This is a genomic window from Coleofasciculaceae cyanobacterium, from assembly GCA_036703275.1.
Lineage (GTDB): Bacteria > Cyanobacteriota > Cyanobacteriia > Cyanobacteriales > Xenococcaceae > Waterburya.
In genome coordinates this window covers 27,558-44,820 of sequence record DATNPK010000064.1, presented here as the reverse complement: position 1 = coordinate 44,820, position 17,263 = coordinate 27,558, and the positions used below count along the sequence as shown (strand labels likewise).

General features: G+C 40.0%; 12 protein-coding genes. 6 read left to right on the top strand and 6 right to left on the bottom strand.

Annotated elements, in window-relative coordinates; translation table 11 throughout:
- Positions 1–6: 6 nt before the first annotated feature.
- Positions 7–8,259 carry an SDR family NAD(P)-dependent oxidoreductase gene (locus tag V6C71_11475; GenBank protein ID HEY9769096.1) on the bottom strand — a complete coding sequence of 2,751 codons (8,253 nt, stop codon included), beginning with the start codon at positions 8,257–8,259 and terminating at the stop codon, positions 7–9.
- 149 nt (positions 8,260–8,408) lie between these two features.
- On the opposite strand from V6C71_11475, the gene V6C71_11470 reads away from it, so the two are divergent.
- Both V6C71_11470 and V6C71_11465 read left to right on the top strand, forming a co-directional pair.
- A complete protein-coding gene (locus V6C71_11470) occupies positions 8,409–9,551 on the top strand; it encodes a 2-isopropylmalate synthase (protein HEY9769095.1) in 1,143 nt (380 codons plus the stop codon).
- Positions 9,552–9,689: 138 nt separating this feature from the next.
- Positions 9,690–9,860: a hypothetical protein gene (locus V6C71_11465; GenBank protein ID HEY9769094.1), complete on the top strand. Its 171-nt coding sequence runs from the start codon at positions 9,690–9,692 to the stop codon at positions 9,858–9,860.
- 176 nt (positions 9,861–10,036) lie between these two features.
- Here V6C71_11465 and V6C71_11460 read toward each other — a convergent pair whose 3' ends face one another.
- On the bottom strand, positions 10,037–10,357 hold the full coding sequence (locus tag V6C71_11460; GenBank protein ID HEY9769093.1) for a LysE family transporter: 321 nt from the start codon (positions 10,355–10,357) through the stop codon (positions 10,037–10,039).
- Between the two features lie 40 nt (positions 10,358–10,397).
- On the opposite strand from V6C71_11460, the gene V6C71_11455 reads away from it, so the two are divergent.
- Positions 10,398–11,288: an alpha/beta fold hydrolase gene (locus tag V6C71_11455; GenBank protein ID HEY9769092.1), complete on the top strand. Its 891-nt coding sequence runs from the start codon at positions 10,398–10,400 to the stop codon at positions 11,286–11,288.
- Here the strand turns inward: V6C71_11455 and V6C71_11450 are convergent.
- Positions 11,276–12,439 carry a hypothetical protein gene (locus tag V6C71_11450; protein HEY9769091.1) on the bottom strand — a complete coding sequence of 388 codons (1,164 nt, stop codon included), beginning with the start codon at positions 12,437–12,439 and terminating at the stop codon, positions 11,276–11,278. The two genes, V6C71_11455 and V6C71_11450, sit on opposite strands and share 13 nt — an antisense overlap.
- 250 nt (positions 12,440–12,689) lie before the next feature.
- On the opposite strand from V6C71_11450, the gene V6C71_11445 reads away from it, so the two are divergent.
- The gene (locus V6C71_11445) at positions 12,690–13,097 is read left to right on the top strand and encodes a DUF1823 family protein (GenBank protein HEY9769090.1); all 408 of its coding nucleotides are present in this window, start codon (positions 12,690–12,692) and stop codon (positions 13,095–13,097) included.
- 19 nt (positions 13,098–13,116) lie between these two features.
- Here the strand turns inward: V6C71_11445 and argF are convergent, their stop codons facing one another.
- On the bottom strand, positions 13,117–14,037 hold the full coding sequence (gene argF, locus V6C71_11440; protein ID HEY9769089.1) for an ornithine carbamoyltransferase: 921 nt from the start codon (positions 14,035–14,037) through the stop codon (positions 13,117–13,119).
- 328 nt (positions 14,038–14,365) lie between these two features.
- Between argF and V6C71_11435 the strand changes: the two genes are divergently transcribed.
- Complete coding sequence (locus tag V6C71_11435; protein ID HEY9769088.1) at positions 14,366–16,024, top strand: alpha/beta hydrolase; 1,659 nt, start codon at positions 14,366–14,368, stop codon at positions 16,022–16,024.
- A gap of 18 nt (positions 16,025–16,042) precedes the next feature.
- Here V6C71_11435 and V6C71_11430 read toward each other — a convergent pair whose 3' ends face one another.
- Together V6C71_11430 and psaK are read right to left on the bottom strand one after the other, a co-directional pair.
- Positions 16,043–16,165 carry a hypothetical protein gene (locus tag V6C71_11430; GenBank protein ID HEY9769087.1) on the bottom strand — a complete coding sequence of 41 codons (123 nt, stop codon included), beginning with the start codon at positions 16,163–16,165 and terminating at the stop codon, positions 16,043–16,045.
- A gap of 2 nt (positions 16,166–16,167) precedes the next feature.
- Positions 16,168–16,440: a photosystem I reaction center subunit PsaK gene (gene psaK, locus V6C71_11425; GenBank protein HEY9769086.1), complete on the bottom strand. Its 273-nt coding sequence runs from the start codon at positions 16,438–16,440 to the stop codon at positions 16,168–16,170.
- A gap of 160 nt (positions 16,441–16,600) precedes the next feature.
- On the opposite strand from psaK, the gene V6C71_11420 reads away from it, so the two are divergent.
- Positions 16,601–17,245 (top strand): phosphoribosylanthranilate isomerase, encoded by a 645-nt coding sequence (locus V6C71_11420; GenBank protein ID HEY9769085.1) that lies wholly within the window; start codon positions 16,601–16,603, stop codon positions 17,243–17,245.
- The last annotated feature ends 18 nt before the right edge of the window (positions 17,246–17,263 follow it).

The following is a 17,263-nucleotide window of genomic DNA, read 5'->3' as shown; positions in this document are numbered from 1 at the left end:
AGCGGCTTAAAAATCAAAGTCTTTTAATTCTTCTAAAAGTAAAGCTTCTGCTTCAACATCCGTCATAGTTTCAACTTGAGTTTGGGTGTTATCTTTAAAATCAATATTATCTTTGATTGGCACATTTTCCCAAATGACTGTTAATAAATAATCTGCTAGTGAATTAATATTAGAATAATCAAAAATAACCGTTTGAGATAGTTTTAGAGCGTAACTAGACTGAAGTTTATTTCTTAGTTCTACTGAACCGAGGGAATCTAAACCCAATTCGGAAAAACCTAAATTTACATCAATCTTATTAAGATCTTTGATACCTAAAATGTTGCCTACTTGTTCACTAATATTTTTAATTAATAAATCTCGGCGTTGAGTAATATCTATAGTTAATAGTTGCTGTTTAATATCAGTATTATTGCCCGAAGTATTGGTTAAAACAAAATTACTGTGAAAAGGAGTAGCAAGATTATTTTCTTGCCATACCTGCCAATCAAGAGGAACTACGCCAATTTGCGCTGGAAAATCTAATAGTAACTGTTCTAATATTTCTATTCCTTGAATCGGTTTAATACTGCCAATTCCTCTCTGTTGCAGACTAGCGGTTATTTGCGTGTTAGCAGTTAATCCCGTATTGTTCCATGCACCCCAATTAATAGCGATCGCAGGTAATCCTAAACTACGGCGACCATGGGCTAAAGTATCGAGAAAAGCATTAGCAGCGCAATAATTAGCTTGTCCTGGCGAACCTAAGAGAGAACTAGCCGAAGAGAATAAAATAAAGCTTTCTAGGGCGTATTTCTGGGTTAAGGAGTGTAAATTCCATGCTCCCTGTACTTTGGGTGCGAGAACTTCGCTAAAGCTCGACCAATCTTGGTTAGATATGCTGCGATCGTCGATAACTCCTGCACAATGAATTACTCCGCGCAAGGGTGGTAATGTAGATTCAATTTGTAATAAAGCCTGGGCTAGTTGATTTGTATCAGCAACATCTGCTTTAATAAGATTAACTTGAGCATTCTCTTGTATTTTTTGCAGTTTGTCCCGTAATTCGGGTTTTACTCCGCTACGTCCAAGCAAGACAAGATTAGTTACGCCCTTGGTTATTAGCCATTGCGCTACCTCCAAGCCAATTGCACCCATTCCACCTGTGATGAGGTAGGTGCAGTTAGTGGTAGGGGCAAACGACTGTTTACCCTCACGTTTATCCGATCTATTGTCCTGGGTAATAATAATTTTTCCCTGATGTTTCCCCTGCTGCATATAGCGGAAAGCAGCGATAGTGTTGTCCCGAGTAAATACTTTGTGGGGTAGAGGTTTTAGTTCTTTGGTCATAAATTGCGATCGCAACTTAGCCAACATCTGCTGAATTAGTTCAGGTTGTTCTTGAGTAATTTGCCACAGATCGACAATCGAGTAATTAATACTTGGCTTAACTTGGGCGACATCGTTGACCGACCAAATACCCTGTTTACCTATCTCGATAAAATGTCCGCGATCGTTTAACACCGAGATACTTTTGGAGATAAATTCACCAGAAAGAGAGTTTAACACCACATCCACACCTTCACCATGGGTTGCAGACATAACTTCTTCAGCAAAACTCAGACTACGGGAGTTCATGATGTTAGTTACTCCCATAGACTTAAGCAATTCCCACTTGGGAGTCGAAGCCGTAGCAAAAACCTCTGCGCCTAGACGTTGTGCTATTTGAATAGCGGCTAAACCGACACCACCTGCTGCTGCGTGAATTAAGACTTTTTCTCCTGGCTGTAGTTGCGCTACAGAAGAAAGGGTGTAATAAGCAGTGAGGAAGGTTACGGGAATAGTTGCAGCTTGAGCAAAACTGAATTCTGGTTTATGGATAGCCAGTCTAGAATCAACAGTAAGATACTGATTAAAGCTGTTGGCAGATATAGCAACTACTTCATCCCCAAGTTGAAAGTCGCCTGCTGCTTTACCCACTGCGGTAACTACTCCCGCACACTCTAAACCTAAAAATTTTGTCTCGTCAGGATATAAGTTTAAAGCGATCATTACATCGCGGAAATTTAACCCAGTTGCTTTTACCTCAATTTCAATTTCACGATCTTGAGGTTGTGAACGAGTAATCGGTTTCCACTGCAAACTATCTAAATTACCCGCATGACTTATTTGTAGCTGTTGATTTAATTTAGATTCAGTTAAGTTAGCTTGAACTAAACGCGATACATAACGTTGATGACGGCGATATGCAACCTGTTCAATTTCTCCCGTGCAGATTTCTTGAAAAATACTTTCGGCTTCGTTATCTGTAGGATTGCGATCTAGATCGATACCAACACATTTTAATTCTATATGTTCTAGTGCGATCGCTTTTTGCATTCCCCAAAGACAAGAGTTGTTAATTCCTGATGTCAGTTGATAGTTATCTACAGGTTGTGCGTTGCGGGTAACCAACCACAGGGGAGGATTAGCTGGGTGTTGGATCAAAGCCTGGATTAAATACAAATAACTTTTACACTCTGTCCAATCTTCTACACTATCTAAACTCCAGAGATAAACAACTCCTGCTATATCTTCATGCTGTTGAATTAGAGTTGGAAATGCTTCAGGGTTATCTGTAACAGTATTGCGGATAACTAGATGACATTGCTGCTGCTGTATTTTGAATAGCGTAACTAACTTTTCACTAATACCCGTGTTGTCTGCAAAAACCAACCACGTACCAGCCTGATTGGATAAAGAAGATTTTGTTAGTAAAGACTGCTTAATCCACTCCTGCTGATATAGCCAATTATGCCAATGGGGTTGGAAATTAATCGCCTGAGATTTCAAGCCTTCAAGTTTGGCAATTAGATCGCCGCGATCGCTATATAACCAAACATCTGCTATTATAATTTTATTCTGGCTATTATCTTGTCTTAATTCGAGATAACTCCAAACTTTGTTGTCAGCCAGAGTATATAGATTTAATTTATCTAAACCGACAGGTATATAAGTTGTAGTTCGATCTTCTGCAGCTTTAGCTGCAAATAATATTTGTAAGCAAGAATCTAATAGTGCAGGATGTAAATGGTATTCTCTGCTGTTTAAATTACTGGGTAACTCAATTGCTCCTAATACTTGGTTATCTTTTGCCCATAATTGTTTTATTCCCTGAAAGCTTTTACCATAATTTAGTCCTCCTTGTTTACATTGTAAATAGTATTGTTCAACATCCAATTGAGCATTTTGAAATTGCGCTTTAATCGCTGCTAATTCAATACTTGTTGCTGTTTGATTTGAAGCTAAAATTTTACCAGCACAATGTAATTGCCAATCACCGTTATCTAAACTATAAATCTCCCAGGTAGCAGTATCTTGCTTAGGAGATAAAATTAATTGAATTTCGGGTAAATCATCTTTTATATAGAGAGGAGAATTAATAGTTACATCTTCAATAGTTAACTGGTTAGTTTTAAACTTAAATAATCCAGATGCAATCGCCATTTCTAAATAAGCCGTACCTGGAAAAAGTGACTTGTTATCTAAACAGTGATCTTGTAGCCAGTCAATCGTATTAGCCTGTAGATTAACTGGAAAAATTTTTTGTTTTAAGGGAGAAGATAATGGGTTTCCAAGTAGGGGATGAATTAATCTTTGAGGATGACGATCGCATTTACTTTGAGCCCGAACTAGATTAATATCTTTAGGCAGATCGAACCAGTATCTTTGGCGCTGAAAAGGATAGGTAGGTAAAGATATTTTTTGAGCATTATAGTTTTGCGTAACTTGTGACCAATTAATGTCTAATCCAGCCATATATAACTGTGATAAACTGTTTAACATTTGTCGCCAATCATCTTGTTTAGAATCAAGACTAGGTAAAAATAATTTACGGTCTAAAATACTTTTTACTATTGCTATTAGCGTTGGTTTTGTGCCAATTTCCAGAAAAATATTTATTTGTTGGCGAGCTAAATATTGAATACTCTTCGCAAATTGAACGGGTTGCAAAATATGATTTGCCCAATAATCTACGGTAGCTATAGTTTTATCGGCTAATTCCCCCGTCAGGTTAGAAACAATCGGTATTTGTGGCAAAGAATAATTAATAGTTTGTGCCACTGTTTTAAATTCTGCGATAATCGGCTGCATCAAATGAGAATGAAAAGCATGAGATACGTTTAATAATTGCGTTTTTATTCCTCGTAACTCTAACTTTTTAGCAATATTATTAATCTCACTTTGCAACCCAGAAAGTACTAAATGGGTTCCATTATCTGACGCAATGCTGATATTTTCATCTAAGTTTAAATCAACTTCTGCTTGAGAACAGAAAACAGCTAACATCGCCCCATTCTTAGATAAGCTTTGCATTAACTTACCTCTAATTGCTACCAACTTTAAAGCATCTGCTAAACTAAACACTTCCGCGATAGTTGCAGCTACATATTCTCCGATGCTATGTCCCATGACTACATCGGGTTTAATCCCCCACGATAGCCATAGTTTGGTCAGAGAATATTCAATCGTAAATAATAAGGGTTGAGTATATTCTGTCTGATTGAGAGCGAATTCATCTTGTAGAAACAAACCGCCCTTCATCCTCACATTTGGTAGGTCAAGATAAAGTTGTAAAATCTCCAAACAGCGATCGCAATTTTCTCGAAAAACAGGCTGAGTTTTATATAGCTGTTGTCCCATACCTACATATTGCGAACCTTGTCCTGTAAACAAAAAGGCTAGTTTGTTATTCTGCCGAACAAGTTCACCTGTAGATATCTGGTTTAATTTATCGACTAATTCTAATTTGTTACTCGCAACAATACCCACTCTATAATCGAAGTGGTGTCTGCCGATATTACTAGTAAAACAAATATCTGGTAAACGAATATCTGGATGTTTGAATAAATAGTCTCGATCGCTTTTGACTAATTCTTGTAAGGCAGCTTGAGTTTTGGCTGATAAAGTCAATAAATATGCTGGAAGCTGTTGCTCGTCTACTGCTTTTTTAGTGACAAACTCTTCTAAAATTACATGAGCATTAGTACCACCAATACCCAAAGAATTAACGCCAGCACGACGGGGATAGTTAGTTGATTCCCAAGGTTGCAACTGCGTATTGATATAAAAAGGACTACTTGGAAAATCAATTTGGGGATTAGGTTGTTTAAAGTGTAGACTGGGAGCAATTTCTTGATGATATAAACACAGGGTAGTTTTAATTAAGCCCACAATACCCGATGCCATTTGTAGATGTCCGACATTGGTTTTAACTGAACCAACCGCACAATAACCTGTATCTTGGCGATCGTTTTGATAGGCTTGAGTTAGGGCGGTAATTTCAATCGGATCGCCTAACTTTGTTCCTGTACCGTGAGCTTCAATATAACTGACAGATTGAGGTGGTATATTGGCAAAGGCTAAAGCTTCAGCTATGACTCTAGTTTGTCCGTCTACATTGGGCGCGAGATAACCGACTTTTATACCGCCATCATTGTTAACTGCCGATCCTTTGATCACCCCGTAAATGCGATCGCCATCGGCAATTGCTCGCTCTAACAGCTTTAATACTACCATTCCCACACCACTACCAAAGATAGTACCGGTCGCTTCCGCATCAAAAGCCCGACAGTGACCATCGGGAGACAAAATCATACCTTCTTGGTATAAATAACCCATTTTCTGGGGAGAGTGGACGGAAACACCGCCAGCTAGAGCCAGATCGCATTCTAAGTTAATTAAACTTTGACAGGCTAAATGCACCGTGACTAAGGATGTAGAGCAAGCGGTTTGCACATTGACACTCGAACCTGTAAGATTGAGTTTATAGGATGTCCTAGTGGTAAGATAGTCCTTGTCGTTTGCCGTAGTAACCTGAAAGCCTCCCATCGAGCTTAAATTTATTATCCCCATACTGTCTTGCTCGTCAACAAGATGACGGTTGGGATAAAGATTATTCAATAGATAAGTGTTGCTGGCTGCACCACCATAAAGGCTGATATCTCCTTCATAGGTCAAAGAATCATACCCCGCATCTTCTAAACTCGACCAAGCGCATTCGAGAAATAAACGCTGTTGCGGATCGAGTAACTGGGCTTCTTTAGGACTATAACCCCAAAAATCGGCATCAAAGCTTTCAATGTCTTCCAGAATAGGACTGGCTTTGACATAGTGAGGATGATTAAGTAACTCGGCAGCGACTCCCGCATCTAGAATTTCTGCATCGTCAAAAAAGCTAATCGACTCTACACCATTACATAAATTATCCCAAAACTCTTCTAAATTATTTGCCCCAGGAAAACGACAGGACATCCCAATAATTGCTACATCTTTATTACCCGTCGCTTTGCGTCGTAATTCTCCTTTGCGTTTACCCTGCTGTACGGCGATAGATTCGCGATCGCAATTAAGATAATTACTCAAAGCAGAAATAGTAGGGTATTGAAACAACGTCACCGCAGACAAGTGATTATATTCAGTCAGTTTACTCAATACCTGCATCAGCAATAAAGAGTTTCCCCCCAATTCAAAGAAGTTATCCTTGACGCTAACTGTGGGTAGGTTTAAAACTTCTTGCCATACCTCAACTAATTTCTGTTCGATCGCATTACCAGGTAACTCTTGCTGACTTAAATTTCTCTGGTTAAATAATTCGGCAATTTCTGTAATTCGTCGATCAAATTCCCCGGCGGCAAATCTTTGACTAAGCTGCGATCGTTGAATTTTGCCGATCGCCGTTTTGGGAATAGTTTCTTTCTCTACGGGGATAATATAGACTGGCGCGACGCCGATTTGAGTAAAAACGTTTTTGCGGATCTGATTAATTAATTCACTCAAGCGATCTTCTGACTCTTGGGTATTAAAAAAAATAGCTACTTGCTCTTGCTGGTTACTATCTTTAACGCCACAGGCAGCAGTATAAGAAACCGTAACCGAGGCGATCGCTTCAACTACCGTTTCTATATCATGGTTATAATAGTTAACCCCGTTAATAACAATCACATCTTTTTGACGGCCAGTAATTGTCAATCTTCCTGAACTTAAAAAACCTAAATCCCCCGTATTTAACCAACCATCGGCAGTAAATATTTCCTGATTTAATTCAGGCTGCTGATAATACCCCGCACTTACCGTTTGACCCTTTACCTGCAATAAGCCAACCTCACCTTCTGGCAAAATTTGCTGAGCTTGATTGACAATTCGTAAAGATACTCCAGGGATAGGTGCGCCGACCGAAACAAATTCTCGATTTAGGTTAAGATAAAAGTCATTAGAATGGGTTATTCCTGACGTCGTTTCCGACATTCCGTAACCAGGACTAAGAGCATTCGGCGATAAACCACAGGGTAATAGTAACTTCAAAAACCGCTGCGTAGTTTTACCGACAACCGCCTCCGCCCCATTACCCATCCAGCGCAGACAAGATAAATCCCAATTACGTTGGGCTGTATCCTCTAACCTTTCATTGACTAAGTTATAGGCAAAGTTAGGACTCCAAGTAGCCGTAACCCGATATTCATCGATTAAATCCAGCCATTGTAGCGGATTTTGCAGAATCAGTTCGCTTTTGACGTGAATTTGCTGACATCCTAAATACACCTGCGTCAGATGAAACATTGCCAAACTAGCCACGTGTTCGAGGGGCATCCAGTTTAAAGATATATCCTGCCCAGTAAGCTGATTTATTTGGGCCATGCCATAAATACTGGCTATGAGGTTACGCGCCGACAGCATGACTGCTTTAGGCTTTCCCGTACTGCCAGAAGTAAATAACAACAAGGCTAAATCATCTAATTTACCGCAATGCCATTGATCGTCAGGTTCGTTAGCTAATAAATCCTCAACTCTAAGCGAAGCTAAATCTTTAATCTCGCGATCGCTAATAATTAACGGCGAATCGCATAACTCCCACGCTCGATTTAGTATACTGCTGCGATCCGTCAGGTTAGGCGCCAGATCTACCCCCAAAGGAATTGGTACAAAACCTCCCAAGAAACAGCCCCATAAACTAGCAAAAAAATATCGGGGATTTTGAAGCTGTAGAATTACCTTGTCTTGTGGCTGTAAACCCCGATCGCGCAGAGATTTTAAAATACGTTGAGCTTGTGTGAGTAAATCAGCATAAGATTGAAAATCGAACCTACACCCTGGTTTTTTATCGCTGTAATAAGTAATTCCCGTGTTGTTAGCTGCTGCTTGATGAATAAGTTTTGATAAATTAGTAGTTGCTAAAACAGAATTGGGTAATTCAGCCCCATGACTGAGAGAAATATTTACTTGTTCGTCCAACTGTTTCATAGATGCTATTTAACCCACTCACTACCGATTTATCAAATTTAGAGTTACTTTATAGCAAATTGTCGCAGCTGAGGCGATATCTTGATTCAAAATCCATTTTATTTAATTAAATCGCATATTCTGTATTACTATTGTGCTAATGTTTGGTGATGAAAACGATTGCCCTCACTATTTTTGACGAAACTCTAAGAGACGGAGAACAACAGGTAGGCATTTTTTTTGATGCTCAAACCAAACATGAACTAGCTCAACTAATTGTCAAGACTGGAGTGCATTACCTCGCCTTGATGCCAGCCATACATCAGACAGAGGCTAAGTTAGCTAAACGTCTAATTAATCTGGGAATGCAACAAACCCTCGTTGCTTCTACCATGATGGAAAAAAAATACATCGATCGCTCTAAAGACTGCGGTGTGGAAACAATTATTCTGTTTAATGCGGTAAGCGATCGCTTACTTTCACTGCGAGATCCTGAGTTTCGCGATCAAGCAGCTGAAAATCCAGCAGCGATCGAGCAGATCCGCCAAAAAATGATCACTAAAGTTTTAGCACACTTGAAATATGCTGCTGCTCAAAGATTAAAGATTTGTTTTGCCGCCGAAGATGCCAGTCGCGCTGATTTTGATTTCTTAGTCGAGTGTATTACTAAATTTCAGCCCTACATCAGTCACTTCTTGCTTTGCGATACCGTGGGTGTTCTCACCCCCGAAGACACCAAACTTTGGCTGCGTAATCTAATTGAATTTACGAACAATAAAACGCCTCTTACTGTCCATTTCCATAATGATCGCGGTTTGGCTTTAGAAAATACCATCCAGGCAATTCTAGCCGGGGCAACAGGAATTTCGGGGACTTTTGGCGGAATTGGCGAAAGAGCGGGCAATGTGGCGATCGAACAGGTTCTCAATGGTTTAAAGTTACGCTATGGCTGGCGGGTAGCTGGAATTAACTACGATGCTTTGGCTGAGGTGACTAACTATTTAAGCAACAAAGGATTTTACGCCAACGCCCCCTACTCTCCTGCAAGTTTGCGCTACGAAACAGGTATTCATGTTGATTCTTTATGTTGCGATCGCTCTAGCTATTATCTTTTTGCCCAAGGAAAACCCGAAGTCTGGTTTGGTAAGTTTAGTGGCGCCAGCAATTTCCAATATCTTTTTGAGCATCACCTCAATCAACCTCTACCCCCAGAAAAATATCAGGAGTTTAGAGAAAGAATCAAAAATATGGCGATCGAGCAAAAACGTTCTTTTTCCGCTGATGAAGTACTCAGTTTATTAGATTGGCAGTAGATAACAGACTACAGCATTGGACTTCTCAACAAAGTCGCTCATAGTTAACTATTTCTTTTGATAGATTAGTTGAAAATAAAACTAGATTAGGATTTTTATTAGTAATAAAAATGAAATATTATTAAGGAAAAAGCAGCAATGAGTAATGACGATAAATCCAAACAAATAGCTGAAAATTCTGGAATGAAAGCTAAAGAAGCTATGGACAAGGTAACTGATGACCAACCAGAAGAAGTAAAAGAAAGAGTTGATAAAGTCCAAAACACTTTTGACAAAACAATAGATAAAGCCAAAGACACTCTTAGCTAATGCCAACTAATTTCTGTTAGAGAGAAAGCAAAGCCATTTTCTCTCTAGCTATTTCTGCTCGAATTAAACCTGCTGTGTTTTACAGTAGGCAAAGCTTTTGATTTTGGCAAGGTACAAAATTAAATATTTTAATATAGCAATTTTTAGTAATCTATTCTACCTGTTCGGTAGCGAGTCTAATTGCTAAACCAATAAAAATTACTCCAGTTCTTTTCGTTGACTATATTGAGCAGATAAGTTTGGGAGCGAACGATAGTGGAAGCTTTTGCAGCTACTAAGGCAACAAATAGACACCACAAAGTGCCAGTAGTGATAAACAAACAACCTAAAAAAAACGAAAACATTGGATAGCTAGTAGTTGGCGCGACAAATTGTGGTAATAATGCTAGAAAAAATAGAGCAACTTTGGGATTAAGCACATTAGTTAAGATGCCCTGTCGATACATAATCAAATCTTGGTTAAATCTTGGAGCAGAACTGGCGATCGCATTGTACATTTAAAAGATTATCGATCATAGCGATCGCTACAACCTAATCATGTTTCCTGACTTTCTGCCCGAAGCGACAAACCTATTAGAAAATAGCGATTCCATTTCCTTAGCCAAAAGCATTAAGCGTATTCCAATTTCAACTTCTCTATCAAACAGGGCAATTAATACAGCCTATGTAAAATTAGGGGAGGATAATCCGCCTATTCTTCTATTACACGGCTTTGACAGTTCCTTGCTTGAGTTTCGTCGTCTTTATCCTTTATTAGCAACAAACCAACAAACTTGGACTGTAGATTTATTGGGCTTCGGGTTTACCGAACGTTTATTAAATATAGTTTACAATCCTCAAACAATTAAGGAGCATCTGCACTGTTTTTGGCAGAAGATGATTAAACGTCCAGTCATTCTAGTCGGTGCGTCTATGGGTGGTGCGGTTGCGATTGATTTTACTACTACCTATCCTGAAGCAGTAGATAAATTAGTTTTAATTAATTCAGTAGGTTATAGCGGTAGTTTTCTCTTGGGAAAATTCCTGTTTGAACCAATTGACTGGCTAGCGGTAGAGTTTTGGCGACAACGAAGGATTCAAACTCTATTTTGGGGAAAAAGTTTTGATTTATTCGACGCCAATATCGAAGATGCGATTCGCTGTGCTGCTTTGCCTTCATTAATGCCCAACTGGGAAAGAGCAATCAGAGATTTTACCCGCAGTGGTGGCTATTATTATTTAGCTAACCGTATTCCTTTAATTACTCAGCCCACCTTGATTCTCTGGAGTGAGAGAGATGAAATGTTAGGCACAGAAGCAGCGAGTAGATTCAAACAGGCGATCGCCGATTCAGCATTAATTTGGCTTCGGGGAGTCGGACATACACCCCACTGGGAGCAACCTCAAACTGTAGCCCAGCATCTTCTCAGCTTTATTCACTCCACATAAGACATCAATATCCTAATTACTGCCTCAATAGAAGATAGAGAAGTAGTCTCGTCGGAAGTATGATAATCAGTGGAAGGAATTTGTAGAGTAGTGCCGTTGATCTGCCCGTCTGTTGCTGTTGCTATTCTCCCCAATTCAGTTCGACCTAACGAATAGGGTTGGCTGCGTAGTTTGTTCTGAGCTTCGATATACTCATCTTTGTAAGAATAAGAAATTTCCATCTGTTCGCACTTTTGCGCTATTTCTGCGGTTAATTCTGGAGCAAAAAAACCATTGGCATCTTTGTGACGCAGTACTACTTGTTGTGCTTCTGCTGCTTCGGTTGTGGGATAAGGGCTAGTATCTAGGACTAACAAGCGTTGTGTGGTTAGTTGCTGGCGTTGAAACCAAGAAAGAGCGTAACGCCAACTTTTACCTGCTTCTTCTTGGGCGGTAAATAAGGCAGTGCCTGAAAAACCACGGCGGAACAGGTAGACGATCAAAGCTGCACTAACTACGTTGTCTATTTGAGCGGAAATACGTCCATTAGCGACTTTTAGGCGATCGAGAAAAGAAATGGGCGTACCTGGCTGTAAAAACTCCAAACCATCCAGTTCAAAGATTAGGTTGTTTCTTGCAGGGCAAATATAAGAGTTGACGATGTATCCCTGACCTAAATAAGTTCCCGTATAGGGCAGATGCGCCTGTACCTGCTGTCCTTGAAATCGATTCTCGATGGTGTGCATCATCTGTTCAGAAACAGAGTCTCCCGTCAAATCGCTGCTGTTGCCCGAAACAAAGGCGGCATATTGAAACTCATTTGCTCCCGTACACAATAAGCCGTGACGGTCTATATGTGCTGAGAGGATTAGATCGTGGGGCTTGCTACCCTGTGCTACTAGAACGCCATAATAGTATTGTACCTGAACCCCAATTTCTTCTAGTTCTCGACTGAGTACGCGAAAAAAAGAATCTTCGCAGCCCACAACCGAAGGTTCACGAATCAGCGATCGCAAAATATTTAAAAAGCTATCTAGCTCTGGGTAGCTATTCATAGCTGGCTTAGTTTGAGGAACATTTTCTGTGACGGACAGATTAAAAGCGTTCATCAAGTTTGGCTTTGGCAGATCCAAAGAACGAGATTGAATTGTGCTACTGACAATACAACTCAAATTGTTAAATTTTCAGTACAGTTTGATACCAGAGCAAATTTTTCTCAATCCGACTCAAATTGAATTAGTAGTTTTAAAAAACTGTCGCTGCAAGTACATAGAGAAGTAATTCCGATAGCAGGCAGCAAGATTAAACCAACTTGCTCAACATATTTTTAGGAAAAAATATTTTGCCTGGGTTTATGCTGGATTTAGATCGATTATTAGTGACGATCTACATACATTATTTTTATAAAAACTCAGGTTATTTATGTCTACCTTATTGACTTTACCTCGTTTAAATACTGATACAGTTTGGGCAATCCTCAATGAAGAACTAGATGATGCGATCGCTAATCAACTAGTTTGGCATTATTTAGGCTATCGCTATGATGCAGCCAGCCAAACCTGGAATACAACCGAGGTTGCCGACGACTGGAGAGAGAAATATCCCGAACCACCAGACTTTATTGCTAATCGTCCACCAACGGTAAAGCTAACTCGTTCGATTCCCAAGGAAAACAAACAGCTTCTCAAAGAAAAATTGGATTTTAAAGGTTATAAGCTAGGAGAATTTGGACCTAGACAAACTCGTCGGGCTACTATTGCTAGCTGGTTATTGAACTACATGGAAAGCGATCGCTATGCTCAGTGTGAACGTCGAATTTCAGGAATTTAATCTATTTAAGGGGGTGATGCTATTCCCATCCCAGTAAACTAGCTAGTAATGCTTGTTGAGCGTGCATTCTGTTTTCTGCCTGATCCCAAACTCGCGATCGCTCACCTTCAATTGCTTCAGCGGTAATTTCTTCTCCTCTGTGGGCGGGTAGACAGTGGAGAACAATAGCTTCGGAGTCAGCGTGTTCTAATAGCTGCTGATTGACTTGATAGGGCTGAAAGAGCGGAATTCTTTGATTTGCCAGCTCTTCTTGTCCCATACTTGCCCAAACGTCGGTATATACCACCTGCGCTCCTTCGACCGCAGCGATCGCATCTTGAGTAACAACTATTTCTGATTTGCCTGAAGCAATTGCTCGAGCCTGTTTGACAATTTCGGGTTTTGGCTCATAACCCTGGGGTGTAGCAATTCTTATATTTAAACCCGTTAGCGCCCCACCTAACAGTAATGAGTGAGCCATATTATTACCATCTCCCAAATAGGTTAAAGTTTTGCCCTGTAGCGAGCCAAAGCATTCTTGAACCGTCATCAAGTCTGCCAAGATCTGGCAAGGATGCTCTAAGTCGGTCAAAGCATTAATAATGGGAATTTGGGCATAGTTAGCAAAAGTTTCGAGATCTTGTTGAGCAAAGGTACGGATCGCCAGAATATCCAGGTAGCGGTTTAAAACTCTAGCGGTATCTTCTATGGGTTCACCACGACCAACCTGGGTCACGCTAGGGTTGAGGTCAATGACCTGTCCTCCTAACTTATACATTGCCACAGTGAAGGAAACTCTGGTGCGAGTTGAGGCTTTATAAAACAACAGTCCTAAAACTTTGTTGCATTTAATCTCTAACTCCTTGCTTTTTAGCTGACGAGCTAATTTTAGCAAATCGGTGATTTCTGCTGTGTTTAAATCGCCAGTGCTGAGTAGATCCCGTCCTTTGAGCTGTTTCATCTTGTCAATATTTGATAGTAAATTAAAAATCTGCCAATTAAAGCTGAAATGAGAAGCATTAATTTTAAAACCAAAGGTAGACCTGAATCAATGTCAGCTCGGGTAAAGGTAGTTCTAGATCGCCAGAGCCATAGGCTACAAATAATGAGCTGTATGTTTTTCTCATCAATAATTGCCGCTGGTTTGGGTAAAAAAATTGTTTTTAAGCTCAGCCAAAATTCGCGTTAATTAAATAAATCGAACGAAAATGTTAAAACAGTAATAGTTTTATTACTTAATGTTCATATTTTCCTAATTTAGAATGATTCTTGCTTCATTCACAAATTCAATGCCAAACCGAACCAGCTTACAACCTAGTAAGATCTGGTCACGTCTTACTTTAGGAGCTTTACAGATCGGCTGTTGTGTGGGTTTGTGGGGATATTTAGGCAAAAAAGCAGTGGGAGCAGAAGATATTATTCTTAATTATGGAGCGTTAGAATTTTCGGTATCGGTTGATTCTTTGGAAACTTATGCTCAAACAGGCGAGCTGGAAGGAGCATTAAAAAGCTATGCTGATTTTCTAACTCCACAGCAGTTAGAACAGTTTAAAGTTGGTTTGAGTACTAGTGCTGATTTTGGTCCTCTAGCGATCGCGCAATTTCTTTTTTCTTATCAGGGAGAGAAAATTTTAGAGCGAGTCGCACGGGTAATTAAAACTAAAGCACGCCAACCTGGTTTTTACGCGCTTCGTTCTGCTTTAATTTTGGCAGCAGCAGACCAAGAGGGCTTGACTCCCCTCAACGTACTGAAGAAATTTCCTACCGATGTGCTGCGAGTTGATTCTAGCCAAGGATTAGAAATTGTTAAAAATTTGAGCAAGGTAGTTCAAAGTAATGCTTACGCAATTTCGACGGTAGAACAAGAATCACTCAGAGAACGTCAAGAAATTGCTGAGACAATGCCTCTAGTTAGAAATTTAGATTTGTCAATTCCCGGAGAATATCGCTATCGCCGAGAGATGTTGACCATGAAAGATTTAAACCGCGAGCGCACTTTTCCCGTAGAACTATATCTACCCATAACTAAAAGCCAAGAGCCATTACCTTTAGTGGTTATTTCCCATGGTTTGGGTGGAGATCTGACCACATTTGCCTACTTTGCCCAACATTTAGCCTCTCATGGTTTTGCGGTTGCCGTACCAGAACATCCAGGCAGCAGCGCGAAACAAATTGAAGCTTTGCTGAGCGGTTTAGATAGCAATGTTACTCCTCCAGAAGAATTGATCGATCGACCTCTTGATATTAAATTTTTACTCGATAGATTAGCCAAAAGTTACGCTAGTCGAATCGATACTAACAATGTCGGCATGATCGGTCAGTCCTTTGGCGCATATACTACTCTGGCACTAGCAGGGGCAGAATTAAATTGGCATACACTCGAACGTGATTGCCCCGATCTAGACAACTCTTGGAATTTATCTTTGCTGATTCAATGCCTGGCATTACAGCTACCAGCTAGAATTAGTCCAGCTGAATTAAAAGACGAACGAATTAAAGCAGCGATCGCGATTAACCCTTTGGTTAGCTCTGTATTTGGTCAAGAGAACTTAAGTGAGATTGATATCCCAGTAATGTTCATCTCGGGCAGTGCTGACCCGATTACCCCTGCATTACCCGAGCAAATTATTCCTTTTACCTGGCTCACTAGCACCGAGAAGTATTTGGTGCTGCTTAAAGGCGGGACACATTTTTCTACCCTAAATGAATCCGCTGGTAGCATACCCGTACCCACACAGGCGATCGGGCCTAGTCCAAAAATAGCCCAAAACTATGTTCAACAGTTGGGCTTGGCTTTTTTTGGTACGTACATTACAGAGCAACCAGTTTACGCTGATTATCTTAATGCTGAATATGGAGCAGTGATTAGCAACAGCAAATTCCCCTTAAGACTGGTGAAATTTTTAGATCCTAGTTTATTAAAATGGAAATTTAATCAACAAAATTGATTATTAGATATTGTTCCATTAGACCTCTTGCATAAATAATACTTTTTCGATGATAGTTTTTAATTCCTGACTCCTGACTCCTGACTTCTGACTTAACCAAGATTTATGATTCGTGCCAGAAGTCCATTGTCCGTGGTTCACTACTACAAAACCCCTGCATTGCCTAATCCTAAAATAATTCCTGCTCCCAATATATGTCCCAAACTCGTAGTTGCTAATAATTCAGGAACGCCAAAATTATCCCATACTTCTGGTTTGGGAACGGGCAAATCAGGACCCTGTCCTGAATTTTGAATTGCATAACGACCGACAACTATGCAAAACAGATTAGCCATAATCATGATTATGGCTACGGTAGGATTCCAGTCAATGGTGGAAGGAGTGTACTGAACTGCAAAAATAAAATTAGATATCATGATAAATCTCTACTCTCTTGCTCTTTAAATATTTTTTGCCAATGGTTTTGTTTATAGGAATTATAAAAATCTCTCTGTGCAAAACCGCGTTTCTTCTAAATAATTAACAGTAGTCCAAAGTTTTGCAAAAAAAAACCTTTATTCAGGAGTTATAGAACCAATGCGAGTTAAAATATGCGGAATTACCCAAATTAAGCAGGGTCAGAAAATTGCTGCACTAGGGGCAGACAGTATTGGTTTTATCTGTGTCGAGCAGTCACCTCGTTATCTTACTCCAGATAAAATCAGAGCGATCGCCGAGCATTTGCCATCTCATACCGACAAGGTAGGTGTGTTTGCTAATCATTCCCTGGCAAAAATAACCTCAGTAGTAATTAAAGCCAATCTCACCGCAATCCAGCTTCACGGTGCAGAATCTCCTGATTTTTGCCTTCAGTTACGTCTGGCGATCGCTCCAGAAGTTGAATTAATTAAAGCGTTTCGGATTAAATCTGCCGCATCTCTAGCCGAAACCACTGCTTATTCAAATTGCGTAGATACTCTTTTGCTAGACGCATATCAGCCCCAAATGCTCGGTGGTACAGGGAAAACTATTAACTGGCAAAATTTGGCTCAGTACAAACCAGCTCTGCCCTGGATGTTGGCAGGAGGATTAACTCCAAATAACGTCACCGATGCCTTAGCATGTCTCCAGCCAGACGGAATTGACCTTTCTAGTGGCGTAGAGCGATCGCCTGGTGATAAAGACTTAAACCAAGTAGCTCAACTTTTTCAACAATTAGCAATTAAGCATCAACAGTCATGAGATAATTACAAACCGGCA

Bases quoted from the DNA above. Each gene is read 5' to 3' on its own strand.
- V6C71_11475 (HEY9769096.1), bottom strand. From the start codon at position 8,259: ATGAAACAGTTGGACGAACAAGTAAATATTTCTCTCAGTCATGGGGCT.
- V6C71_11470 (HEY9769095.1), top strand. From the start codon at position 8,409: ATGAAAACGATTGCCCTCACTATTTTTGACGAAACTCTAAGAGACGGA.
- V6C71_11465 (HEY9769094.1), top strand. From the start codon at position 9,690: ATGAGTAATGACGATAAATCCAAACAAATAGCTGAAAATTCTGGAATG.
- V6C71_11460 (HEY9769093.1), bottom strand. From the start codon at position 10,357: ATGTACAATGCGATCGCCAGTTCTGCTCCAAGATTTAACCAAGATTTG.
- V6C71_11455 (HEY9769092.1), top strand. From the start codon at position 10,398: ATGTTTCCTGACTTTCTGCCCGAAGCGACAAACCTATTAGAAAATAGC.
- V6C71_11445 (HEY9769090.1), top strand. From the start codon at position 12,690: ATGTCTACCTTATTGACTTTACCTCGTTTAAATACTGATACAGTTTGG.
- argF (HEY9769089.1), bottom strand. From the start codon at position 14,037: ATGAAACAGCTCAAAGGACGGGATCTACTCAGCACTGGCGATTTAAAC.
- V6C71_11435 (HEY9769088.1), top strand. From the start codon at position 14,366: ATGCCAAACCGAACCAGCTTACAACCTAGTAAGATCTGGTCACGTCTT.
- psaK (HEY9769086.1), bottom strand. From the start codon at position 16,440: ATGATATCTAATTTTATTTTTGCAGTTCAGTACACTCCTTCCACCATT.
- V6C71_11420 (HEY9769085.1), top strand. From the start codon at position 16,601: ATGCGAGTTAAAATATGCGGAATTACCCAAATTAAGCAGGGTCAGAAA.